Below are 21366 nucleotides of genomic sequence, written 5' to 3' on the forward strand. Positions count from 1 at the left end.
GGAGCGATCGCGGTGACCGACCAGCGAACCAGCACGCCGTCCCCGACCCCGACCGGAGCGCACCCGGGCATCCGGCCCGACAGCCGGCTGACCGCCGAGCTCGCCCGCGAGTACGAGAGCAGCGGGGCCTGGACCGCCGAACCGCTGCGCCGGCTGCTCACCACCGCGGCCGCCGAGCACCCGGACCGGGTGGCGGCGGTCGACCGGACCAGCGGGCAGCCGGGCGCGCGGCGGACGACCTACGCCGAACTCGACGAGCGGGCGCACCGGTACGCCTGCGGGCTGCACGCCCTGGGCGTCCGGCCCGGCGACTTCGTCGCGGTGATGCTGCCCAACTCCACGGACTTCGCCGCCCTGATCTTCGCGATCAACGAGCTGGGTGCGGTCTACAGCGGCATCCCGGTGGCCTACGGCGAGCGGGAGGTCGAGGTCATCCTGCGCCGGACCGGCGCCGCCGTCGTGGTGGTGGCGGAGCGGTTCGGCAGCAACAGCCCGCGAGCGCTGGTGCAGGGCCTGCGGGGCGGGCTACCGGCGATCCAGCACGTGCTGGTGGCCGGCGAGGTCCCGGACGGCCCGGACGGCGACGGCGTCGCGCCCCTGTCCTCGCTGCTCGACGCCCCCGACGTGCAGCTGCCCGAACCCGACCCGCGGGCGCTGTGCCACGTCGGCTTCACCTCGGGCACGACCGGGGAGCCGAAGGGGGTCATGAACACCCATCAGACCCTGTTCGCGGTGCTGCGGAACTGGGTGGCGCACATGGGCCGGGAGACGCTCGGCGACCCCCTGGTCAACCTGATCGCCTCACCGGTCGGGCACCACACCGGGTTCCTGTGGGGCGTGCTGCTGACCACCCACCTGCGCGGGACGGGCGTGTACCTGGACCGGTGGGTGCCCGAGCAGGCCGTGACCGTGGTGCGGGAGGAGGGCGTCACGACGATGTTCTCCGCACCCACGTTCCTGCAGGACCTGGTGCTCACCGGGCTGGCGCAGGACGAGGAGTGCTCGCTGCGCACCGTGGTGCTGGCCGGCGCCCCGGTGCCGCGGACCCTGCCGACGGTGGCCGGCGAGATGTTCGGCGCCTACGTCTGCCCGGCCTGGGGCATGACCGAGCTGGGCATCGGGATCTCCTGCTCGCCGGCGCTGCCCGCCGCGGCGCAGGCGACCGACGGCGTCCCGGTGCCGGGCACCGATGTCAGCGTCGTCGACACCGACGGGGCCGACGCCGAGCCGGGGGTCATCGGCGCGCTGCGGATCCGCGGGGCCGGGCTCTTCCTGGGCTACCTCGACCTGCCAGAGGCGACAGCCCGGGAGATCGACGCCGACGGCTGGTTCACCACCGGCGACACCGCCCGCCGCACCGAGGAGGGTTACCTCCTGCTCGAGGGGCGCACCAAGGACATCGTGATCCGCGGTGGGGAGAACATCCCGGTCACCGTGGTGGAGAGCCTGCTGTTCCAGCACCCGCAGGTGGTCGAGGCCTCGGTCATCGGGGTCCCCGACGTCCGGCTGGGGGAGCGGGCCTGCGCGATCGTGGTGCCGCAGGGCGACGCCGAGCCCACGCTGGCCGAGGTGTGCGAGTTCCTCCTGGCCCAGGGGCTGAGCAAGCACTTCCTGCCCGAACGGCTGGAACTGGTCGACGCGCTCCCCAAGACGCCCAGCGGCAAGATCCGCAAGGTGGAGCTGCGCACCCGGTACGCGGGCTCGTGAGCACGCTCTTCGTGGGGCTGGGCCGCATGGGCGCACCCATGGCCCGCCGGCACGCCGCCCACTTCGACACGGTGCTGTCCGACGCCGATCCCGCCGTCGCCACCGCGCTGGCCGAGGAGCTGGGCTGCCGCGCCCTGGCGACGCCTGCCGAGCTGCCCGACGACGTCGACGCCGTCGTCCTCATGCTGCCCGACAGCCGGGTGGTCGAGACGGTGCTCCTGACCGACGGGCTGCTCGGCCGGCTGCCGGCCGGGTCGCTGGTCGTCGACATGGGCTCCTCCGAGCCCGCCAGCACCCGGCGGCTGGCCGCCGACGCACGGGCCCGCGGCGTGGGGTACGTGGACGCGCCGGTCTCCGGCGGCGTCGCGCGCGCCGTCACCGGAGAGCTGTCGATCATGGTCGGCGGGGACCCGGAGGACGTCGAGCGCGCCCGGCCGCACCTGGAGCCGCTGGGCGGTTCCGTGCTCGTGGTGGGCGGGGCCGGCACCGGCCATGCCGCCAAGGCGCTGAACAACCTGCTGTCGGCGAGCAACCTGGCCGCGGCCGCCGAGGTGCTCACCGTCGCTGCGGGCTCCGGGATCGCCCCGGAGGTGATGGTCGAGGTGCTCAACGCGTCGACCGGCCGGTCCCAGGCCACCGAGGTGAAGTACCCGAAGCACGTCCTGACCGGCAGCTACGACTCCGGCTTCGCCATGGACCTGATGATCAAGGACCTCGGCATCGCCCGGTCGCTGGGCACCGCCCAGGGGGCGAGCACGCCGGTCACCGACGCGGCCTTCGCCGCAGCGGTCGCCGCCCGCGAGGCGCTGGGCGGCCCTGGGCTGGACCACACCGAGGTCGCCCGCCACTACGAGTCGGTCAACCGGGTCTCGCTGCGCAGCGGGACCGGGGACCGGCAGGCACCACCCGCAACCGACGACGAGGAGACCCCGTGACCGACGACCCGCAGGCCTACATCGACGACATGGCCCGATCCCGGGGCTACGTCCTCGACTACCACAAGGTCATGGCCAAGCACGACTTCCCGGTGCTCCAGGCGGCCAACGGGCTGGTGAGCGCGGCGTACCTGGACCAGCGCCGGCTCGACCGGAGGACCAAGGAGCTCATCTTCATCGTCAGCCTGACGGTGATCCGGGCGTCCAAGGGGCACATCCAGAGCCACATCCGGGTGGCGCTGGACCTCGGGGTCAGCCCGGAGGAGATCCTCGAGGCCATCGAGATCGCCCTCCCGGAGGCCGGGATCGTGGCGTTCCAGGCCGGCTTCGACGCCTGGCGCGAGGTCGTGGGCGCCGACGGGCTCGAGCCCACGGTCGCGGTGCACGAGGGCGGCAGCGGGGCCTGATGACCGGGGCCGGGGAGGGCGGAGGCGCACCGGCGGGGCCGGTCGACGTCTACGAGGTGGTCGTCGTCCGGCACGGCACCCGCCGGGCGCGGCGCAGCGAGGTGTTCCTCAACTACGCCCAGTACGGCGAGCCGGACGCCGACTTCACCGTCGACTACTACCTGTGGGTGCTGCGCAGCCCGACCACGACCGTGCTCGTGGACACCGGGTTCGCCCGCGGCCCGGCGGAGGCGCGGGGCCGCACCGTCCTCGTCGACCCCGCCGACGCCTACCGGCGGCTGGGGGTGGACACCGCCGCGCCGCACACGCTGGTGGTCACCCACGCGCACTACGACCACATCGGCAACGTCGGGCTGTTCCCGTCGGCGACCGTGGTGGTCAGCGGCGCCGAGGTCGACTTCTGGACCTCGCCGATGGCGGCCAAGCCGCTGATCGGGCACTTCACCGAGGCCGACGAGGTGGCCGCGCTGACGCGGGCGGACGCCGAGGGGCGGCTGCGCCGGTTCACCGGCTCGGTGGAGGTCGCCCCGGGCGTCGTCGTCACCGAGGTCGGCGGACACACCCCGGGGCAGGCCATGGTCACCGTGCGCACCGGCGCCGGCGTCGTGCTGCTCGCCTCCGACGCCGTGCACTTCACCGAGGAGCTGGAGCGCGACATGCCCTTCATCGCCGTCACCGACCTGCCCGCTCTCTACCGGGGGCTGCAGACCGTCCGCGACCTGCTCGCCTCCGGCGCGGTCGACTCCGTGCTCACCGGCCACGACGCCGGCGTGCTGGACCGGCTCGAACCGGTGTCCCCGGAGCTGGCCGGGGTGGCCGGGGTGCTGGGACGGCTGCCGTCGTGATCCCCGAACGGCTGGCCGGCTGGGCCCGTGCGGTGGCCCACGACCCGGAGAACGCCCACATCGGCCGGTTCACCGCCTTCACCGCCCGCCTGGTCGACGACCGCGGGGGAGACGTCCTGGTCAGCTACGACCACGGCGCGGTGACGGTCGAGGACGGTGTGCCCGGCGCCGACCTGGAGCTGCGCGGTCCGGTCAGCGCCTGGCGGGAGCTGGTCGACCCCGACGCCGCTCCCCGCCGGCACGACCTGCTGGCCCTGACCAAGGCCCCCGACGGCATCGAGGTGGTGTCCGGCCGGGAGCAGCTGATCCGGCACCTGCGGGTCATCACCCGGCTGGTGCAGCTCGCGCGAGCGGCCGGCGACGACGGCGCGGAGGTGGACCGGTGATCGAGGACCCGGTGATCGAGGACATCGTCGGCCGGTACGTCCACCTCCGGTCCTCCGGCACCGACTACCGCGTGTACTTCGAGGAGGCCGGCAGCGGACCGGTGCTCCTGGCCCTGCACACCGCGGGCTCGGACAGCCGGCAGTTCCGGCACCTGCTCACCGATGCCGAGGTCACCGGCCGGCACCGCGTGGTCGCCTTCGACCTGCCGTGGCACGGCCGATCGCTGCCGCCGGAGGGCTGGTGGACCGAGGAGTACCTGCTCACCACCGACCGCTACGTCGCGATCGTGGAGGACTTCTGCGCGGCCCTCGGCCTGGACCGCCCGGTCGTCCTCGGCTGCTCCATGGCCGGCTCGCTCGTTCTCGAGCTCGCCCGGCGCGACCCGGAGCGGTGGGGCGGGGTCATCGGCCTGTCCGGGGCGCTGCACGTCGAGGGCCGGTTCCAGGACTGGTCGCTGCACCCGGACATCAACGCCCAGCAGTCCGTCGCGTCCTGGACGTCGAGCCTGATGTCGCCGTCCAGCCCGGAGGTCTCCCGCCGCGAGGTGTGGTGGACCTACAGCCAGGGCGGACCGGGGATCTACCGGGGCGACACGTACTTCTACTCCGAGGACCTGGACCTCCGCGGCCGGGCAGGGGACATCGACACCGCGCGGTGCCCGGTGTACCTGCTCACCGGCGAGTACGACCACGCCTGCACGCCCGACGACACCGCCGAGGCCCTGGCGGCCGTCCCCGGCGCCCGCGGCGGCACCATGCCGGGCATCGGGCACTTCCCCATGGCGGAGAACTACCCGCTGTTCCGCACCCACCTGCTGCCCGTGCTGGCCGAGCTGGCCTCGGCCCGCGACGGCCGGGCCGACCTCCCGGAGGACCGCCGATGACCGGTATCGATGCCCACTGCCACGTCTTCGTCGCCGAGGGCGTCGACATGTCCCGGCTCGTCGGCGGAGCGGCCTACGAGCCCCCGCCGTTCGACGTGCACGACCACGCCGAGCACCTGCGGGCCGCGGGCTGCGACCGCGGGGTGCTGGTCCAGCCCAGCGCGTACGGCGACGACCACCGGTGCCTGCTCGCCGCGCTGCGGACCAGGCCGGAGGCGCTGCGCGGCGTGGTGTGCGTCGCGCCGGGAACTCCTGCCGACGAGCTGGCCGAGATGCACGCCGCCGGTGTCCGCGGCACCCGCGTGCAGGACGGCTACCCCGGTGGCGTCCCCGTCGAGGCCCTGGTGGAGGTCGGCGAGATGGTGGCGCCGCTGGGCTGGCACGTGGAGGTCTGGACCGACGTCCGCCGGCACGTCGACGGCCTCGGGGACGCCGTCCGCCGCTGCCCCGTCCCGGTCGTCCTCGACCACCTCGGGTACCTGCCGTCGGACGTCGGGCTCGACGCCCCCGCCGTGCGGCTGGTGCTGGAGCTGCTGGCCGAGGACCAGGTCTGGGTGACGCTCTCGGGGCTGGAGCGGCTGCTGCCGCCCGGCGTCGACGCCGAGGGCGGCGAGCCGGTGCCCGCCGAGGTCTGGGAGCGGCACGAGCAGGCGATCGCCGACCGGGTCCGCGCGCTGGTCCAGGTGCGGCCGCAGAACCTGCTGTGGGGCAGCGACTGGCCGCACGTGGGCGTCCGGCTGCCCGTGCCCGGCGCCGCCGGCATGCGTGAGCGGCTCGAGCACTGGCTGCCCGACCCGGCCGTCCGGCAGGCGGTCCTGGTGGACAACCCGGCCCGCCGCTACGGGTTCGACCACGGCGGGGCCGCCGCCGAGCCGGTTGCCGCCCGACCCGGCAGTGTGTGACCCAGGGTTCACCACGCTCCGTTCCGCCGACCGCTCCAGGAGAACCGATGGCCTCGTTCACGTTCAGCCAGCTCAGCCCGACGGCCTACCTCGAGCGCTCGGCGCGGGTCTTCCCCGAGCGGACCGCGATCATCGACGGCGACCGCCGGTTCACCTACCGCGAGTTCGCCGACCGCTCCCGCCGGCTGGCCGGGGCGCTGGCCGCCCGGGGCGTCGCGCCAGGTGACCGCGTCGCGGCGCTGTGCGCCAACAGCTCCACGATGCTGGAGCTGCACAACGGCATCCCGAGGGCCGGCGCGGTCATCGTGCCGCTGAACACCCGACTCTCCCCGGCCGAGCTCGGCTACGTCCTGGAGCACTCGGGCGCCTCCCTGCTGGTCGCCGACCCGCAGTTCGCCGCGACCGCCACGGAGGTGGCCGCGGCGGCGGGGATCCCGCTGGTGCTGGCCGGCGACCCGGACAGCGAGTACGAGCAGCTGCTGGCCGGCGGCGAGCCGCTGGCGCTGCCGTGCGCGGACGAGACCGGGCTGCTCGCGCTGAACTACACGTCGGGCACCACGGGCCGGCCGAAGGGCGTCATGTACGCCCACCGCGGGGCCTACCTGCAGGCGCTGGCGATGGCGATGCACACCGGCCTCGGCACCTCCAGCCAGTACCTCTGGACGCTGCCGATGTTCCACTGCAACGGCTGGTGCTTCCCGTGGGCCGTCTCGGCCGCCGGCGCCACCCACGTCTGCCTGCCCAAGGTCGAGCCCGCCCGCATCTGGCAGCTGTTGCGCACCGAGGGCATCACCCACTTCAGCGCGGCGCCGACCGTGCTGACGATGATCCTCAACGCCGACGAGGCGGCCGACGGCCCGGTCGACCCGCGCGTGGAGGTGCAGACCGGCGGAGCCCCGCCCACGCCGACGCTGCTGGCGCGCATGTCCGCGCTCAACATGAACGTGACCCACCTGTACGGGCTCACCGAGACCTACGGGCCGCTGGCGCTCAACGAGTGGCACCCGGAGTGGGACGACCTGGACGCCGACCAGCAGGCCGAGCTCAAGGCCCGGCAGGGCGTGGGCAACGTGGTCGCCGATCCGCTGCGCGTGGTGGACGACGGCGGCGCCGACGTGCCCCGCGACGCGACCACCGTCGGGGAGATCGTGGCCCGCGGCAACGACGTGATGCTCGGCTACTACCGCGACGAGCAGGCCACCGCTGCGGTCACCCTCGCCGACCCCGACGGGCAGCGGGGCTGGTTCCGCACCGGTGACCTCGCCGTCGTCCACCCGGACGGCTACGTGGAGATCCGGGACCGCAGCAAGGACATCATCATCTCCGGCGGCGAGAACATCTCCTCCGTGGAGGTCGAGCGGGCCCTCGACGCGCACCCCGCCGTCGTGGAGTCCGCGGTGGTGGCCGAACCGCACGAGAAGTGGGGCGAGGTCCCGGTGGCCCACGTGACGCTCCGGTCCGGCGAGGAGGTCACCGACCAGGAACTGGCCGACTTCGTCCGGTCACGGCTGGCCTCCTTCAAGGTGCCGAAGCGGTTCGTCCGCGGCGAGCTGCCCAAGACCTCCACCGGCAAGGTGCAGAAGAACCTGCTGCGCGAGCAGCACGGCTGACCGCGTCCACCGACCTCCGCAGCAACCGCTGCGACCCTCCACACCCCAGGGGAGAACACCATGGCGATAGCCACGATCAACCCGGCCACCGGGGAGACCCTCAAGACCTACGAGCCGCTCTCCGACGAGGCGCTCGAGGACAAGCTCGCCCGGGCGGCCGCCGCCTTCGACGGCTACCGGCTCACGTCGCCGCAGGAGCGGGCCGGCTGGCTGCGCGCGGCCGCCGACGTCCTCGAGGGCGATCTGGACCCCGTCGCCGAGCTGATGACCACCGAGATGGGCAAGACGCTGGCGTCGGCGAAGGCGGAGGCGACCAAGTGCGTCGCGGCGCTGCGCTGGTACGCCGAGCACGGGCCGGCGATGCTCGAGCCGCAGGAGAAGGACGCCGCGGCGGTGAAGGCCGAGCGGGCCTACGTGGTGCACCAGCCGCTGGGCGTGGTCCTGGCGATCATGCCGTGGAACTTCCCGCTGTGGCAGGCGATGCGGTTCGCCGCCCCCGCGCTGATGGCCGGCAACGTCGGGCTGCTCAAGCACGCGAGCAACGTGCCGCAGACGGCGCTGTACCTGGAGGAGCTGTTCGGCAAGGCGGGCTTCCCGGCCGACGTGTTCCAGACGCTGCTCATCGGCTCGGGCACCGTCGAGCGGGTGCTGCGGGACGACCGGGTCATGGCCGCGACGCTCACCGGGAGTGGGCCGGCGGGGCAGTCCGTGGCCGCCATCGCCGGGGACGCGCTGAAGCCCACGGTGCTGGAGCTGGGCGGGTCCGACCCGTACATCGTCATGCCCTCGGCGCACCTGGACACCGCCGCGGAGGTGGCGACCACCGCCCGCAACCAGAACAACGGGCAGAGCTGCATCGCCGCGAAGCGGTTCTTCGTGCACCGCGACGTCGCCGAGGACTTCACCCGCCTGTTCGCCGAGAAGATCGGCGCGCTCACCGTCGGGGACCCGATGGACGCCGACACCCAGATCGGCCCGCTGGCCACCGAGTCCGGGGTCCAGGACGTCGAGGAGTACGTCGAGGACGCCCGCGCCAAGGGGGCCACCGTGGTGGTCGGCGGCGCGCGGGTGGACCGGCCCGGCTGGTTCTACGAGCCGACCCTGGTCTCCGGCGTGACGCCGGAGATGCGGATGCACTCCGAGGAGGTCTTCGGACCGGTGGCGGCGCTGTACGTGGTGGACAGCCTGGACGAGGCCATCACCATCGCCAACTCCCACGACTACGGCCTGGGCTCGAACCTGTGGAGCGAGGACGAGGACGAGCGCGCGCAGTTCGTGCGCGACATCCAGTCGGGGATGGCCTTCATCAACGGCATGACCGCCAGCTATCCGGAGCTGCCCTTCGGCGGCATCAAGCAGAGCGGCTACGGCCGCGAGCTGACCGCGCTCGGCATGTACGAGTTCATGAACGCCAAGACGGTCTGGGTGGGTGGCCCCAGCAGCCAGCAGGCCAAGGGCAGCACCGCCGGAGCCGCCGCGGAGTGACCCGCGGGCAGGTCCGGTCGCAGTACAGGTGCAGGTGGGACGAAGGAGCGGTTGATGCGCGCGGTCACGATGACGGGGTCCGGTGGCCCGGAGGTGCTCGGCTGGGGCGAGGCCCCGGACCCGGTGTGCGGTCCCGGTGAGGTGGTCGTGGACGTCGTCGCGGCGGCCGTCAACCGGGCCGACGTGATGCAGCGGGAGGGGAACTACCCGCCGCCGCCCGGTGCCAGCGAGATCCTCGGGCTGGAGTGCAGCGGCGTCATCAGCGAGGTGGGGGAGGACGTCACCGGGTGGTCGGTCGGGAACCCGGTCTGCGCGCTGCTCTCCGGGGGCGGCTACGCCGAGCGCGTGGCCGTCCCCGCCGGTCAGCTGCTGCCGCCGCCCGAGGGCATCGACCTGGTGACCGCCGCGGCGCTGCCCGAGGTGGTGTGCACGGTGTGGTCGAACGTCTTTCTGCTCGCCGGGCTCCACGCCGGGCAGGTGTTCCTCGTGCACGGCGGGTCCAGCGGCATCGGCACGATGGCGATCCAGCTCGCCGCGCGCGCCGGGGCGCGGGTGGCCACCACGGCCGGCAGCGCGGCGAAGCTGGAGGTCTGCCGGGAGCTGGGCGCCGACATCCTGGTGAACTACCGCGAGCAGGACTTCGTCGCCGCGGTCCGCGAGGCCACGGACGGGCACGGCGCCGACGTCGTGCTGGACAACATGGGTGCGGCCTACCTCGGGCGCAACGTCGACGTCCTGGCCACGGGCGGGCAGCTGGTGACCATCGGCCTGCAGGGCGGCACCCGCGGCGAGCTGGACTTCGGCGTCCTCATGCGCAAGCGGGGGACCGTGCGCGCGACCACGCTGCGCGGGCGCCCCGCCACCGGGCCGGGCAGCAAGGCCGAGGTCGTCGCGGCCGTGCTCGCCGACGTCTGGCCCGACGTGGCGGCCGGCGTGATCCGGCCGGTCGTGGACCGGCAGCTGCCGATGAGCCGGGCGGCGGAGGCGCACGGGCTGCTGGAGGCCAGCAGCCACGTGGGCAAGGTGCTGCTGCTAGCGGGGGAGTGACGCGGCCAGGGACCGGCCGGCCAGGGCGAACGCGGCGGCGAGCCCCCCGGTGACCAGGGCCGCCCGGCGGTAGCGGGGGAGCGCCAGCACCGGCAGCATGCTGGCCGCGTGCAGGCCGTCCACCGCCGCCGCCAGCCGGACGCCGGACGCCGTCGGGGCCACGAGCACGAGCGCGTGCTGCGCGACCAGCCGGGCGCCGAGCACCCGCGCGATCCACAGGCGCTGCGGCGGGAACTCCGGCGCGACGACGTCGGCGACGCGTTCCGGGCGGGTCAGCAGAGCCAGGCCACCGGCCAGGCCGGCACCCGCCAGGAGCCGGGCCACCCTGCGTCGTCCGGCGTCGGGGGGAGTGGTCACGGTGCTGCCTCCTGGGCTGGACGTGCCTGCGTGGACGGTCGGACCTGCTCAGGATGGCGCGAAGCGGGCCGCCGCGCAGCGGTCATCCCCTGGCGGGCGTCCGGTCCGGGGCGGCGGCCGGGCGGCCACCGGCCACGGCCGTCGTCGAGTCCCGGTTCTCCGGCAGCGGGGCGAAGCCGCGCAGCCGCAGGCTGTTGGTGACGACGAAGACGGAGCTGAACGCCATCGCCGCGCCGGCGATCATCGGGTTGAGCAGCCCGGCCGCAGCGAGGGGGAGCGCGGCCACGTTGTAGGCGAAGGCCCAGAACAGGTTGCCCTTGATGATCGCCAGCGTCCGGCGGGAGAGCCGGATGGCGTCCGCGGCGGCACGCAGGTCGCCGCGCACCAGCGTGAGGTCGCTGGCCTGGATGGCGACGTCGGTGCCGGTGCCCATGGCCAGACCGAGGTCCGCCTGGGCCAGCGCCGGGGCGTCGTTGACCCCGTCGCCGACCATGGCGACGCCGCGGCCCTCGCCCTGCAGCCGCTGCACCACCGCCACCTTGTCCTGCGGCAGCACCTCGGCGATCACCTCGTCGATGCCCACCTGGGCGGCGACGGCGCGGGCCGCCCGCTCGTTGTCGCCGGTCAGCAGGACCGGGGTGAGCCCGAGGTCGCGCAGCTGGCGGACGGCGGCGGCCGAGGTGTCCTTCACGGTGTCGGCGACGACCAGCACGCCGCGCGCGGCGCCGTCCCAGCCCACCGCGATCGCGGTGCGCCCGGCCTCCTCGGCCGCGGACACGGCGCGCTCCAGGTCGGCGCCCAGCGGCATGGCCCAGTCGGCCAGCAGGCGTGGCCGGCCGGCCACGACCGCCGCCCCGTCCACCACGCCCTGGACGCCGAGACCGGCCACGTTGGCGAAGTCGGCGACGGCGGGCAGCGCGCCGCGCTCGGCGGCGGCGGTCGCGACGGCGCGGGCGATCGGGTGCTCCGAGGCCGCCTCCAGCGCCCCGGCGAGCTGCAGCAGCCGGTCGCCGTCCTCGCCGTCGGCGGGGACGACGTCCAGCAGCGCCATGCGGCCGGTGGTGACCGTGCCGGTCTTGTCGAGCACGACGGTGTCCACCCGCTGGGTGGACTCCAGCACCTCGGGGCCCTTGATCAGGATGCCCAGCTGCGCGCCGCGACCGGTGCCGACCATGAGGGCGGTCGGCGTGGCCAGCCCGAGGGCGCAGGGGCAGGCGATGATCAGCACGGCGACGGCGGCGGTGAAGGCGGCCGGCAGGCCGGCGCCGGTGCCGATCCAGAAGCCGAGGGTGGCCGCGGCCAGCGCCAGCACGACGGGCACGAAGATCCCCGAGACCCGGTCGGCCAGGCGCTGCACGTCGGCCTTGCCGTTCTGGGCGTCCTCGACCAGCCGGGCCATCTGGGCCAGCTGGCTCTCCGACCCGACCCGGGTGGCGCGGACGACCAGGCGGCCACCGGCGTTGACGGTGCCGCCGGTGACCGGGTCGCCCGGGGAGACCTCGACGGGCACCGACTCACCGGTGAGCATCGAGGCGTCCACGGCCGAGGAGCCGTCGGTCACCTCCCCGTCGGCGGCGATCTTCTCGCCCGGGCGGACGACGAACAGGTCCCCGGGGACCAGCTGCTCGATCGGCACCCGCTGCTCGCTGCCGCCCCGCAGCACCGCGACGTCCTTGGCGCCGAGCTCCAACAGGGCGCGCAGCGCGGCCCCGGCCTGGCGCTTGGACCGGGCCTCGGCGTACCGGCCGGCGAGCAGGAACGCCGTCACCCCGGCGGCCGCCTCCAGGTAGATGTTGGCCGCGCCGTCGGACCGGGCGATGGTGAGCTCGAACGGGTGGGTCATGCCGGGCTCGCCGGCGGTGCCCCAGAACAGGGCGTACAGCGACCAGCCGAACGCGGCGAGGGTGCCCAGGGAGACGAGGGTGTCCATGGTGGCCGCGCCGTGCCGCAGGTTGGTCCAGGCGGCGCGGTGGAAGGGCAGCCCGCCCCACACCACGACGGGGGCGGCCAGGGTCAGCGAGAGCCACTGCCAGTACTCGAACTGCCATGCCGGGACCATCGCCAGCGCGATCACCGGGACGCTCAGCAGCGTGGAGACGAGCAGCCTGGTCCGCAGCGGCGACATGGGATCGCCCTCGGGCGTCTCCTCGGTCGCCGGCCGCAGGGGCTCGGGCAGCGTGGCGGTGTAGCCGGTCTTCTCCACGGTGGCGATCAGGTCGTCGGTGGTGACGTCGCCGGCGACGCTCACCTTCGCCTTCTCGGTGGCGTAGTTGACGGTGGCGGTGACGCCGTCGAGCTTGTTGAGCTTCTTCTCCACGCGGGCGGCGCAGGAGGCGCAGGTCATCCCGCCGATCAGCAGCTCGACGTCGGTGGGTGGGGGTGCGGTGGTCACGGGCCGTGCTCCTCGGAGGCATCGGTGTGCACGGTGAACTCGGCCGTCCGGACGACGTCGCCGTGCTTGAAGTCCAGGAACAGCCGGTAGGTGCCCGCCGACGGTGCGGTGGTCGTGAAGCGGACGTGCGGACCGGGGGCGGCGCTGGTGCCGTCGTCGGCCTCGGCCGGGTGCACGTGCAGGTAGGCGAGGTCGCCGTCGCGCAGCGCGACCAGGTGCCCGTAGGCGCCCAGGTAGGGCTGCAGGTCGGTCACCGGAGCGCCGTCGCGGCTGACGCTCAGGGTGAGGTCGGACTCCTCCCCGGGGGTCAGCTCGCCGGAGAGCACCACGGTGTAGCCGTCGACCTCGGCCACCGCCGCTGGCGCGGGCAGCGGGCGCGGCTCGTAGGAACCGGCGACCGCCAGGTCGGCGCCCAGGATCCGGTTGGCGCCGTCGGCCCCGGGCGCGAAGTCGGCGAACAGCCGCCAGCTGCCCGGCTCCAGCGCCAGATCGGCGCGCCAGACGCCATCGGGGCCGAGCTCGGGGTGCACGTGCTGGTAGCCGCTCAGGTCGCGGCGGACAGCGACGAGGTGCAGGTCGACGTCGTGGTCGGTGGCGTAGGCGGTGACGGGGGATCCGTCGGGCCCGAGGACCTCGAAGGCGACGGGGGTGGCGGCACCGGCGGGCGCGACGGCGTCGGCGAGCGCGAGGGTGTATCCGTCCTGCGTCACCTGCAGCCCGCCGGGCGCCTCGGCCGGGCCGATGCGGGTGGCGTGCCCGCCGTCTCCGTCGCCGTGGCCGGCGCCGGTCTGCCCGCCGGCGTCGTGCGCGGGTGCGGGCGGGTCACTGGGCCCGACCGGGCCGACCGTCGCGCCCACGCCGACCGCGCCACCGAAGACGGCGGCCAGGCCGAGCGCGAACGCGGCGATCCGGGTGGGAGTGTTCATGGTCGCCGGCCGCGTCAGCGGCCGCTCACCTCGTATCCGGCCTCTTCGACGGCGGCGCGGACGGCGGACTCGTCGACCGGCTGGTCGCTGGTGACGGTGAGGCCGCCGGTGGCCAGGTCGACGGCGACGTCGGTCACGCCGGGCACCGAGGACACCTCCTCGGTGACGGCGTTGACGCAGTGGCCGCAGGTCATGCCGGTGACGGTGTAGCTGGCGGTGGTGGTCACGGGAGTGGTTCCTCTCGGGCGTGGGGGAGTGGTCAGGAGCGGACGAGCCGGGCGATGGCCTCGGTGGCCTCGCGGACCTTCTCCTCGGCCTCGCGCCCGCCGGCCCTGGCGGCGTCGACGACGCAGTGGCTGAGGTGTTCCTCGAGCAGGCCGAGCGAGACCGCCTGGAGCGCCTTGGTCATGGCCGAGACCTGGGTGAGGATGTCGATGCAGTACTTCTCGTCCTCCACCATGCGCTGCAGACCGCGGGCCTGTCCCTCGATGCGGCGCAGCCGCTTGAGGTAGTCGTCCTTGCGGTGGATGTAGCCGTGCGCGTGGTCGTGGTCGGCGCAGCCTTCGGTCGTGTCCACGTCGTCCCTCCTGTCGTGCCGCCGGCTCGTGCGGCGGCATCCAGAACCATACCCCCCTAGGGTTCCCCGTCAAGGGGTCGGCGGGAACGGTCGCGCAGCCGGGAGAGCGTGGCCCGTGCGCTCGCGAGCTCGTCCTGCAGGCCGACGATCACCTCCGCCGAGCCCAGCGGGTGCCCGTCGTCGAGGAGCACGCGCACCCGGGCCGCGAGCACCAGCTGCTGGCGGGAGTACCGGCGGTGGCCGCCGGGGGAGCGGTGCGGGTGCAGCACGCCGGCGCTGTCGAGGCTGCGCAGGAAGGCCGCCTGGACGCCGAGCAGCTCCGCGGCCTGGCTCATCGTGAGCGCCGGGTAGTCGGGATCGTCGAGCCGGCGGAGGGGGTCGGAGCCTTCGGGGATCATCGCCGGTGCGCTCCCGTCGTCGTGGTGGATGCGGCCCGGCGGCCGTGTGGCGGTCCGGGTACGGCGCAGGGGCCGGGCCCGTGCGGGCCCGGCCCCTGCGGTGCTGCGGGTGCGGGTGCGGGTGCGGGAGCCGATCAGCTCCCGACCGCCGGCTGCTCGCCCTCGACGGTGCGCGCCTCGACGGCGGCCGGGGTGTCGGCCCGGCTGACGGTGATCCTGCGGGCCTTGGCCTTCTCCGCGACGGGGATGCTGATGGTCAGCACGCCGTCGTGGTAGCTGGCCTCGAGCCGCTCGGTGTCGAGGCTGCGCCCCAGCACGAGCTGGCGGGTGTAGCTGCCGAACGGGCGCTCGGCGACCGTCCACTCCGCGTTCTCCAGCTGCGGCACGGACCGTTCGGCGCTGATGGTGAGGGTGTTGCCCTCGACCGACAGGTCGATCGAGCCCGGATCGACGCCGGGCAGGTCGAAGTGGGCGACGAAGTTGTCGCCGACCCGATAGGCGTCCATGGGCATGCCCGACAGCGGACGGGCTGTGCCCGCGCCCGCCCGGCCGGTGAGCTGGTCGAGCGCGCGGAACGCGGCGGAGGTGGCGGCGAACGGGTCGTAAGCGGTCAGCATCATGGCTGGAACCTCCTGTGACGTCGGTGCTGGTGTTCGCTGCCCCGAGGTCGAACCTCTAGTGGCGACTGGAGATTACCTCGGCGGCGCACCCAGGTAAACGGTCGCGGGGCAGGAATGTTCCCGGCCGGTGGCTCGCGCCCGGGGTGCGAACGCGTGCGTGAACCGGGGCCGCGCTGGGCAGAGGCGGAGGGTGGACCAGACGCCCGATGCCACGCCGCAGCCCACGCCCGCCGGGGAGCTCCGGGACGACGAGCCGACCGTCGCCTCCGAGGTGGACCGCGACACGGCCCGGCTGACGATCAGCGGTGAGCTGACCGATGCCGCCCGCCGTCCGCTGGTGCGCACCCTCACCGACATCCTGCTCGCCGAGCACGCGCTGCAGCGGGTGGAGCTGCAGCTGCGGGACGTCGCCTTCATGAACTCCGCCGGCCTCGCCGTGCTCGTGCAGCTGCAGAAGATGGCGGTGCCCCGGGGCATCGAGATGGTGCTGGTCGAGCCGACCGCCGCGGTGTCGCGGTCGCTGCAGCTGACCGGGCTGTGGCACCGGTTCACCGTCGTCCAGGCCGACGGCGAGGTCTCCGAGCCCTACGGCGAGGGAACGCCCCGCTCCGGCCCGCGGCAGCACTCCTGACCGGGGTCGCGGCACCGGGCCGACCGGTGTCGCGGCGCGAGGCGTTGCCGGCTTGCTCCTAGCCTGACCGGGTGCCGTCGTCACCCGCTCACTCCCACGGTCCCGATCCGGACGCGCCGCCGCCCAGCGACGAGGCGCTGAGCCGCCGCCGTCGGGCGGTCTGGCTGATGCTCCTGCTGCTGGTCCCGGTCGGCCTCGCCACCGTCATCGGTCTGCTGGTGATGTGGCCCGGGGACGAGCCCACCCGCGCCCAGCAGGTCGCCGCCGAGTACCTCCCGCCGGGGACGACCTACCCCGACGGGCGGGTGGTGTCGGTCGAGACGTTCGCCTGCGGCAACCCCGAGGGCCCGCCGGCCGACTGCGCCCGGGTCGTCGTGGAGGTGCTCGACGGCGAGGGCGCGGGGGACTACCAGCAGGTGGAGCTGCAGTCCGACGTCGTCGCCAGCGGCGTCGAGGAGGGCGACACCCTCGTGCTCTCCCGGGACCCCGCGGCCGACGGCGGGCCGTCCTACCAGTTCTTCGACTACCAGCGCGACGTCCCGATCATCACCCTCGCGGTGGCGTTCGCCCTGGTGGTGGGGCTGGTGGCCCGGTGGCGCGGCCTGGCCTCGCTGGTCGGGCTGGGGTTCGCCTTCTTCGTCCTGCTGCAGTTCGTGCTGCCCGGGCTGCTGACCTACGACTCGCCCGCGCTGGTCAGCCTGATCGGCTCCGCGGCGATCATGTTCGTCGTCCTGTACCTGGCCCACGGCTTCTCCGCCCGCACCACCACCGCGCTGGTGGGCACCCTCTTCGGGCTCTCGCTGGTCGCACTCCTCGGATCGCTGTCGGTGGCCACCGCCCGGCTGACCGGGCTGACCAGCGAGGAGACAGCGACGTTGAACACCTTCGACCCGACGCTGGACTTCTCCGGGCTGGTGCTGGCCGGGATCGTCGTGGCCGGGCTCGGCGTGCTCAACGACGTGACGATCACCCAGGCCTCGGCGATCTGGCAGCTGCACGAGGTGGACCCGTCGACGACGTGGAAGGAGCTCTACACCCGCGGCATGGCCGTCGGCCGCGACCACATCGCCTCCACCGTCTACACGATCGTCTTCGCCTACGCCGGTGCCGCCCTGCCGCTGCTGCTGCTCTTCGAGCTCTACGACCAGCCCGGGTGGGTGGTGCTGACCAGCTCGGCGCTGGCCGAGGAGGTCATCCGGACGCTCGTCGGCGCCATCGCGCTCGTGCTCGCCGTGCCGGTGACCACGGCCGCGGGAGCCTTCTTCGCCAAGGCCGCCGACACCGAGGCCGGTGCCGCCACCGAGCGCCGGCTCACCGCCATGCGGGCTAGGTTCGCACGATGATGATCAACCGGCCCCGTCCCGAGGCTCGCCCCGAGCCTGCGAGGGGGGAGGAGGACGGGGTCCTTTCGCTGCTCGCCGCCGCCTCCGCCGCCCCCGGGTTCATGCCCGACGACGAGGGGCGGGCCCTCTACGAGGCCGCCCGCGCCGTCGCCGTCCCGGGGCCGCTGCTCGAGGTGGGCAGCTGGATGGGCAGGTCGGCGCTGTACCTCGCCGCAGCCGCCCGCGAGACCGGTCGGCTGGTGGTCACCGTCGACCACCACCGCGGCTCCGAGGAGCACCAGCCGGGCTGGGAGTACCACGACCCGTCGCTGGTCGACCCCGCCGTCGGCCGGATCGACACCCTGCCGCACTTCCGCCGCACCATCGCCCAGGCCGGGGCGGAGGACGTCGTCGTCGCCGTCGTCACCCGCTCGGAGACCCTCGCCCCGCTGTGGGCCTCGCCGCTGGCGCTGCTCTTCCTCGACGGCAGCCACACCGAGGAATCGGCGCGCCGGGACCAGGACGCCTGGGTGGCGAAGCTCGCCGTCGGCGGCACGCTCGCCATCCACGACGTCTTCCCCGACCCGGCCGACGGCGGGCAGGCGCCCTACGGCGTCTACACGCGGGTGCTGGAGAGCGGGGACTTCACCGAGCTGCCGGGCACCGGGTCGATGCGGCTGCTGCGCCGTGAGCGGTGACCCGGTGGGCGCCGATCCGCTCGGTGCCGAGCGGGCCGCCGCCCAGGCACAGATCGAGGCGCTGACCCGCATGTTCGACGAGGTGGTGGACGCGTCGAAGTCCTCCAACGCCGACGACGAGCACGACCCGGAGGGGGCGACGATCGCCTTCGAGCGCCAGCAGGTGGCCGCGCTGCTGGACCAGGCGCGCCGGCGGCTGGCCGACGTCGACGCCGCCGTCACCGCCGTCGAGGCCGGCACCTACGGCCGCTGCGAGAGCTGCGGCCGGCCGATCGCGCCGGAGCGGCTGGCCGCCCGGCCGACGGCCCGCACCTGCATCGACTGCGCCCGCTGACCCCGGCAGAAGGTGCACCAACCGCCGGGCAGAAAGTGCACGAACCGCCGGGCTCAGGAGACGTAGCGCCGGGCGGAGGACGACGCCTGCGCGGCCTCCAGAGCGGCGAACCGCGCCTCGGCGTGCGGCGGCAGGACCCGCCGCTCCCGCAGCACCCACGGCATCCCGCGGACGGCCGCCGTCAGGCCACGGGCGGTCACCCGGTCGCGGGGCACGGTGCGCAGCAGGTGCACGGTGCGGCGCAGCGCGGGCCGGACCGGCCGCCGCAGCCAGGTGGTCCAGAGCGTGTTGCGGATGCCGTCGGCCCGCCGCTTGTGCGGATCGCGGGCGCGGCTGGCCTGGTGGTGCACGGTGAGCGCCGACAGGTAGCAGAGCTCCCAGCCGCGGGCGGCCAGGTCCCCGGCCATCAGCTCCTCCTCGCCACCCAGCCACAGCCGCTCGGAGAAGCCGCCGACCTCCTCGAAGGCCTCCCGGCGCAGCACCGAGGCGCCGGCCAGGAAGGAGCCCAGCGCGGGCCCGGGCAGCCACCCGGCGCCGCGCACGGGGGAGTCGCGCAGCTCGGCGACGATCGGGTCCTCCGTGCTCCCGGGCTCGACCACGATCCGGGCGGTGACCACGGCCAGCCGCGGATGGGCGTCCAGGACGTCGGCCGCCGTCCGCAGCGAGCCGGGCTCCCACCACGTGTCGTCGTCGCAGAACGCCACGTAGGGGGTGTCCAGCCGGGCGACGCCGAGGTTGCGGCCGATGGCGCCGAGGTTCTCCGGGCTGGCGAGGAGCTCCACCTGCGGGAAGCGCTCCCGCACCGCGGCCGTGGTGCCGTCGGTCGAGCCGTTGTCCACGACGACGACGTGCGGCCGCTCCGGCAGGGCCACGAGCCGGTCGAGCGCGAGCAGCAGCTCGTCGCGGCGCTGGTGGGTGATGACGACGACGGCCACCCGGGCATCAGGGCCCGCGGACGCGGTCACGCCGTGTCCCCGGCGAGGATGCGCAGGTCGGCGAGCACCCGCTCGGGCACCGGCCGGCGGGAACGCAGCGCGGCCGGGACGTCGGGCAGCGCGCGCAGGAGCCCGCGCCGTTCGGCCGTGCCGGTGCTCAGCGCCCGCAGCACCACCCGGCCCACCTCGGGCGCCGGCTGGCGCATGACCGCGGTCAGCACCCGGCTGCGCCAGATCGCCGCGCGGCGCTGGTCCGGGGCGCTCCGGCGGGGGGAGGGGTGGTGGTGGACGGTCACCTCGTCCACGTAGGCCATGCCCCAGCCGGCGGCGGCCAGGTCCAGGGAGAGCCGCTCCTCCTCGCCCGGGAACCGCACGACCCGGTCGAACCCGCCGACCTGCAGGAACGGCTCGCGGCGCACCATGGCGCCGCAGGCGACGAAGCCGAGCAGCGCGGGCCCGGGGAGGTCGGCCGGGGTGCCCAGCGGGCTGGCGGCCATCTCCTCGCACACGCCGTCGAGGCGCTCCTCCGGACCGACCAGGATGCGGGCGTTGAGCACGGCCAGCCGCGGGTGCGCCCGCATGACGGCCGCCGCGCGGGCGAGGTCGCCCGGCGCCCACCAGGAGTCGTCGTCGGCGAACGCGACGAACGGCGTGCCGGCGTGCTCCACGCCGATCGTCCGGGCGTAGGAGCCGACGTTCTCCGGCAGGGGCAGGACGGTGACCTCCGGGCGCGCCGCCCGCACCGCCGCCACGCTGCCGTCGGTGGAGGCGTTGTCGACGAGGATCACCGGCGCCTCGTGGCGGGGGAGGCTGGCCAGCAGCTCCTCCCGCCGGTCGCGGGACATGACGACGACGCTCACGTCGGGACGATCGGGGAGGGTCACGGGTGGACCGTGCCCGCACCTCCCGCGAGCCAACCCGGCGTTTCCGTGTTCCGTCCCATGCCGGCGGCCGGCAGCGCGCCCGGGTCGGCGAACAGCCCCGAGGCGGGGGACGCCCCGGAGAGCGCATCGGCGGCCAGCACCACCGCGCCCGCCGTCCAGGTGGTGCGTTCCACCGGCCACCGGGCGTCGTCGGGGTAGACGAAGCCGGTCCAGTACGAGCCGTCGTCGTGCCGCAGGTGCTGCATCGCTGCCAGCTGCTCGATCGCGTCGTCGGTCCGGCCGGCCGCGGCCAGGGAGAGCACCAGCTCGCAGGTCTCCGCCCCGGTCACCCACGGCCGGTCGTCGACGCAGCGGATGCCCAGGCCCGGCACGACGAAGCGCTCCCACCCGGCGCTCAGCCGGTCCTCGGCCGCGGCACCGGTCAGCGCACCGCCCAGCACCGGGTAGTACCAGTCCATCGAGTAGCGGCCGCGGTCGGCGAAGGCGTCCGGTCGCTCGCGCAGCGCTGTCCCGAGGTCGGCGACGGCCAGCTCCCAGTCCGGCTGCGCCTCGCCGGTCAGCTCGGCCAGGGCCAGTCCGCAGCGCAGCGCCTGGAACAGGCTGGCGTTGCCGGTGAGCAGCGCCAGGTCGTCCGGGGTGCCGTCGGGCCGCAGCGCCCAGCTGATCGCACCGCCGGGCAGCTGCATGCGCGTCACCAGGTCCAGCGCGCGCCGGACCGCCGGCCACAGCTCGGTGACGACCTGCTCGTCGCCGGTGCTCAGCCAGGAGTGCCACGCGCCGACGGCCAGGTAGCCGGCGTGGTTGCTCTCCGCGGCGGGGGCGGTCTCGACGCCGGCGCGGTACTCGGCGGCCCAGCTGCCGTCGACTCGCTGGCGCCCGGCCAGCCACCGGTAGGCCGCCCGCGCCCGCTCGTGCTCGCCGCCCACGTCGAGCGCCATGGCGGCCTCGACGGAGTCCCAGGGGTCCAGCTGCCCGTCGCGGAACCAGGGGAGCCCGCCGTCGGCGTACTGCTCCCCGGCGATCCACTCGACCGTCTGCCGCACCTGCGCGGCGCTCAGCACCCCGGGGAGGTCGGGGAGCACCG

General features: G+C 74.7%; 24 protein-coding genes. 14 read left to right on the forward strand and 10 right to left on the reverse strand.

Annotated elements, in window-relative coordinates; translation table 11 throughout:
• The first annotated feature begins 12 nt into the window (after positions 1–12).
• Genes GCU60_RS07565 through GCU60_RS07610 form a run of 10 tightly spaced genes read left to right on the forward strand, consistent with a single transcriptional unit; the run spans position 13 to position 10208 of the window.
• Positions 13–1707, forward strand: a complete 1695-nt coding sequence (locus GCU60_RS07565) for an AMP-binding protein (RefSeq protein WP_163203828.1) — start codon at positions 13–15, stop codon at positions 1705–1707.
• Positions 1704–2642 carry an NAD(P)-binding domain-containing protein gene (locus GCU60_RS07570; RefSeq protein ID WP_204261626.1) on the forward strand — a complete coding sequence of 313 codons (939 nt, stop codon included), beginning with the start codon at positions 1704–1706 and terminating at the stop codon, positions 2640–2642. The genes GCU60_RS07565 and GCU60_RS07570 overlap by 4 nt, the downstream gene beginning before the upstream one ends.
• Positions 2639–3049 (forward strand): carboxymuconolactone decarboxylase family protein, encoded by a 411-nt coding sequence (locus tag GCU60_RS07575; protein ID WP_204261627.1) that lies wholly within the window; start codon positions 2639–2641, stop codon positions 3047–3049. Before GCU60_RS07570 ends, GCU60_RS07575 begins: the two co-directional genes overlap by 4 nt.
• Entirely contained in the window at positions 3049–3894 is an 846-nt protein-coding gene (locus tag GCU60_RS07580; RefSeq protein WP_163203831.1) for an N-acyl homoserine lactonase family protein, read from the forward strand. The genes GCU60_RS07575 and GCU60_RS07580 overlap by 1 nt, the downstream gene beginning before the upstream one ends.
• On the forward strand, positions 3891–4280 hold the full coding sequence (locus tag GCU60_RS07585) for a hypothetical protein (RefSeq protein ID WP_163203833.1): 390 nt from the start codon (positions 3891–3893) through the stop codon (positions 4278–4280). The genes GCU60_RS07580 and GCU60_RS07585 overlap by 4 nt, the downstream gene beginning before the upstream one ends.
• Positions 4277–5164, forward strand: a complete 888-nt coding sequence (locus GCU60_RS07590; protein WP_204261628.1) for an alpha/beta fold hydrolase — start codon at positions 4277–4279, stop codon at positions 5162–5164. Before GCU60_RS07585 ends, GCU60_RS07590 begins: the two co-directional genes overlap by 4 nt.
• Positions 5161–6066 (forward strand): amidohydrolase family protein, encoded by a 906-nt coding sequence (locus GCU60_RS07595; protein WP_163203836.1) that lies wholly within the window; start codon positions 5161–5163, stop codon positions 6064–6066. The genes GCU60_RS07590 and GCU60_RS07595 overlap by 4 nt, the downstream gene beginning before the upstream one ends.
• A 47-nt stretch (positions 6067–6113) precedes the next feature.
• The gene (locus tag GCU60_RS07600) at positions 6114–7676 is read left to right on the forward strand and encodes an acyl--CoA ligase family protein (RefSeq protein ID WP_163203838.1); all 1563 of its coding nucleotides are present in this window, start codon (positions 6114–6116) and stop codon (positions 7674–7676) included.
• Positions 7677–7736: 60 nt separating this feature from the next.
• Entirely contained in the window at positions 7737–9161 is a 1425-nt protein-coding gene (locus tag GCU60_RS07605) for an NADP-dependent succinic semialdehyde dehydrogenase (protein ID WP_163203840.1), read from the forward strand.
• A 54-nt stretch (positions 9162–9215) separates the two neighbouring features.
• A complete protein-coding gene (locus tag GCU60_RS07610) occupies positions 9216–10208 on the forward strand; it encodes an NAD(P)H-quinone oxidoreductase (RefSeq protein ID WP_163203842.1) in 993 nt (330 codons plus the stop codon).
• On the opposite strand, the gene GCU60_RS07615 is transcribed toward GCU60_RS07610, so the two are convergent.
• The 7 genes from GCU60_RS07615 to GCU60_RS07645 all read right to left on the reverse strand — a co-directional run bounded on the left by GCU60_RS07615 (position 10194) and on the right by GCU60_RS07645 (position 15478).
• Positions 10194–10565, reverse strand: coding sequence for a hypothetical protein (locus GCU60_RS07615; RefSeq protein WP_163203844.1), 372 nt, complete (start codon positions 10563–10565; stop codon positions 10194–10196). The two genes, GCU60_RS07610 and GCU60_RS07615, sit on opposite strands and share 15 nt — an antisense overlap.
• Before the next feature lie 82 nt (positions 10566–10647).
• Positions 10648–12909 (reverse strand): heavy metal translocating P-type ATPase, encoded by a 2262-nt coding sequence (locus GCU60_RS07620; protein ID WP_204261648.1) that lies wholly within the window; start codon positions 12907–12909, stop codon positions 10648–10650.
• Between the two features lie 44 nt (positions 12910–12953).
• Positions 12954–13883 carry a hypothetical protein gene (locus GCU60_RS07625; RefSeq protein ID WP_163203848.1) on the reverse strand — a complete coding sequence of 310 codons (930 nt, stop codon included), beginning with the start codon at positions 13881–13883 and terminating at the stop codon, positions 12954–12956.
• 14 nt (positions 13884–13897) lie between these two features.
• Positions 13898–14110 carry a heavy-metal-associated domain-containing protein gene (locus GCU60_RS07630; protein ID WP_345770461.1) on the reverse strand — a complete coding sequence of 71 codons (213 nt, stop codon included), beginning with the start codon at positions 14108–14110 and terminating at the stop codon, positions 13898–13900.
• Between the two features lie 32 nt (positions 14111–14142).
• Positions 14143–14460 carry a metal-sensitive transcriptional regulator gene (locus GCU60_RS07635; protein ID WP_163203851.1) on the reverse strand — a complete coding sequence of 106 codons (318 nt, stop codon included), beginning with the start codon at positions 14458–14460 and terminating at the stop codon, positions 14143–14145.
• 56 nt (positions 14461–14516) lie between these two features.
• Positions 14517–14858 (reverse strand): helix-turn-helix domain-containing protein, encoded by a 342-nt coding sequence (locus GCU60_RS07640; protein ID WP_163203853.1) that lies wholly within the window; start codon positions 14856–14858, stop codon positions 14517–14519.
• Between the two features lie 134 nt (positions 14859–14992).
• Positions 14993–15478: an Hsp20/alpha crystallin family protein gene (locus GCU60_RS07645; protein ID WP_163203855.1), complete on the reverse strand. Its 486-nt coding sequence runs from the start codon at positions 15476–15478 to the stop codon at positions 14993–14995.
• A gap of 190 nt (positions 15479–15668) precedes the next feature.
• On the opposite strand from GCU60_RS07645, the gene GCU60_RS07650 reads away from it, so the two are divergent.
• The 4 genes from GCU60_RS07650 to GCU60_RS07665 all read left to right on the forward strand — a co-directional run bounded on the left by GCU60_RS07650 (position 15669) and on the right by GCU60_RS07665 (position 18463).
• Positions 15669–16109 (forward strand): anti-sigma factor antagonist, encoded by a 441-nt coding sequence (locus GCU60_RS07650; protein ID WP_163203857.1) that lies wholly within the window; start codon positions 15669–15671, stop codon positions 16107–16109.
• Between the two features lie 71 nt (positions 16110–16180).
• On the forward strand, positions 16181–17452 hold the full coding sequence (locus tag GCU60_RS07655) for a YibE/F family protein (RefSeq protein WP_163203859.1): 1272 nt from the start codon (positions 16181–16183) through the stop codon (positions 17450–17452).
• Complete coding sequence (locus GCU60_RS07660; protein WP_239520652.1) at positions 17449–18129, forward strand: class I SAM-dependent methyltransferase; 681 nt, start codon at positions 17449–17451, stop codon at positions 18127–18129. The genes GCU60_RS07655 and GCU60_RS07660 overlap by 4 nt, the downstream gene beginning before the upstream one ends.
• 4 nt (positions 18130–18133) lie before the next feature.
• Positions 18134–18463, forward strand: coding sequence for a TraR/DksA family transcriptional regulator (locus GCU60_RS07665; RefSeq protein WP_345770462.1), 330 nt, complete (start codon positions 18134–18136; stop codon positions 18461–18463).
• Between the two features lie 53 nt (positions 18464–18516).
• On the opposite strand, the gene GCU60_RS07670 is transcribed toward GCU60_RS07665, so the two are convergent.
• The 3 genes from GCU60_RS07670 to GCU60_RS07680 are packed head-to-tail and all read right to left on the reverse strand — an operon-like array spanning position 18517 to position 21364.
• On the reverse strand, positions 18517–19428 hold the full coding sequence (locus GCU60_RS07670) for a glycosyltransferase (protein ID WP_163203861.1): 912 nt from the start codon (positions 19426–19428) through the stop codon (positions 18517–18519).
• Positions 19425–20282, reverse strand: coding sequence for a glycosyltransferase family 2 protein (locus GCU60_RS07675; RefSeq protein WP_345770463.1), 858 nt, complete (start codon positions 20280–20282; stop codon positions 19425–19427). Before GCU60_RS07675 ends, GCU60_RS07670 begins: the two co-directional genes overlap by 4 nt.
• Positions 20279–21364 (reverse strand): prenyltransferase, encoded by a 1086-nt coding sequence (locus GCU60_RS07680; RefSeq protein ID WP_163203863.1) that lies wholly within the window; start codon positions 21362–21364, stop codon positions 20279–20281. Before GCU60_RS07680 ends, GCU60_RS07675 begins: the two co-directional genes overlap by 4 nt.
• Positions 21365–21366 lie beyond the last annotated feature (2 nt).

The organism is Blastococcus saxobsidens (genome assembly GCF_010682065.1).
Taxonomy (GTDB): Bacteria; Actinomycetota; Actinomycetes; order Mycobacteriales; family Geodermatophilaceae; genus Blastococcus; species Blastococcus saxobsidens_B.

What these genes read in the sequence shown, in the direction of transcription:
- GCU60_RS07660 (WP_239520652.1), top strand. Translation starts at nt 17,449, where the DNA reads ATGATGATCAACCGGCCCCGTCCCGAGGCTCGCCCCGAGCCTGCGAGG.
- GCU60_RS07645 (WP_163203855.1), bottom strand. Translation starts at nt 15,478, where the DNA reads ATGATGCTGACCGCTTACGACCCGTTCGCCGCCACCTCCGCCGCGTTC.
- GCU60_RS07605 (WP_163203840.1), top strand. Translation starts at nt 7,737, where the DNA reads ATGGCGATAGCCACGATCAACCCGGCCACCGGGGAGACCCTCAAGACC.
- GCU60_RS07620 (WP_204261648.1), bottom strand. Translation starts at nt 12,909, where the DNA reads ATGACCTGCGCCTCCTGCGCCGCCCGCGTGGAGAAGAAGCTCAACAAG.
- GCU60_RS07600 (WP_163203838.1), top strand. Translation starts at nt 6,114, where the DNA reads ATGGCCTCGTTCACGTTCAGCCAGCTCAGCCCGACGGCCTACCTCGAG.
- GCU60_RS07610 (WP_163203842.1), top strand. Translation starts at nt 9,216, where the DNA reads ATGCGCGCGGTCACGATGACGGGGTCCGGTGGCCCGGAGGTGCTCGGC.
- GCU60_RS07625 (WP_163203848.1), bottom strand. Translation starts at nt 13,883, where the DNA reads ATGAACACTCCCACCCGGATCGCCGCGTTCGCGCTCGGCCTGGCCGCC.
- GCU60_RS07640 (WP_163203853.1), bottom strand. Translation starts at nt 14,858, where the DNA reads ATGATCCCCGAAGGCTCCGACCCCCTCCGCCGGCTCGACGATCCCGAC.
- GCU60_RS07580 (WP_163203831.1), top strand. Translation starts at nt 3,049, where the DNA reads ATGACCGGGGCCGGGGAGGGCGGAGGCGCACCGGCGGGGCCGGTCGAC.
- GCU60_RS07595 (WP_163203836.1), top strand. Translation starts at nt 5,161, where the DNA reads ATGACCGGTATCGATGCCCACTGCCACGTCTTCGTCGCCGAGGGCGTC.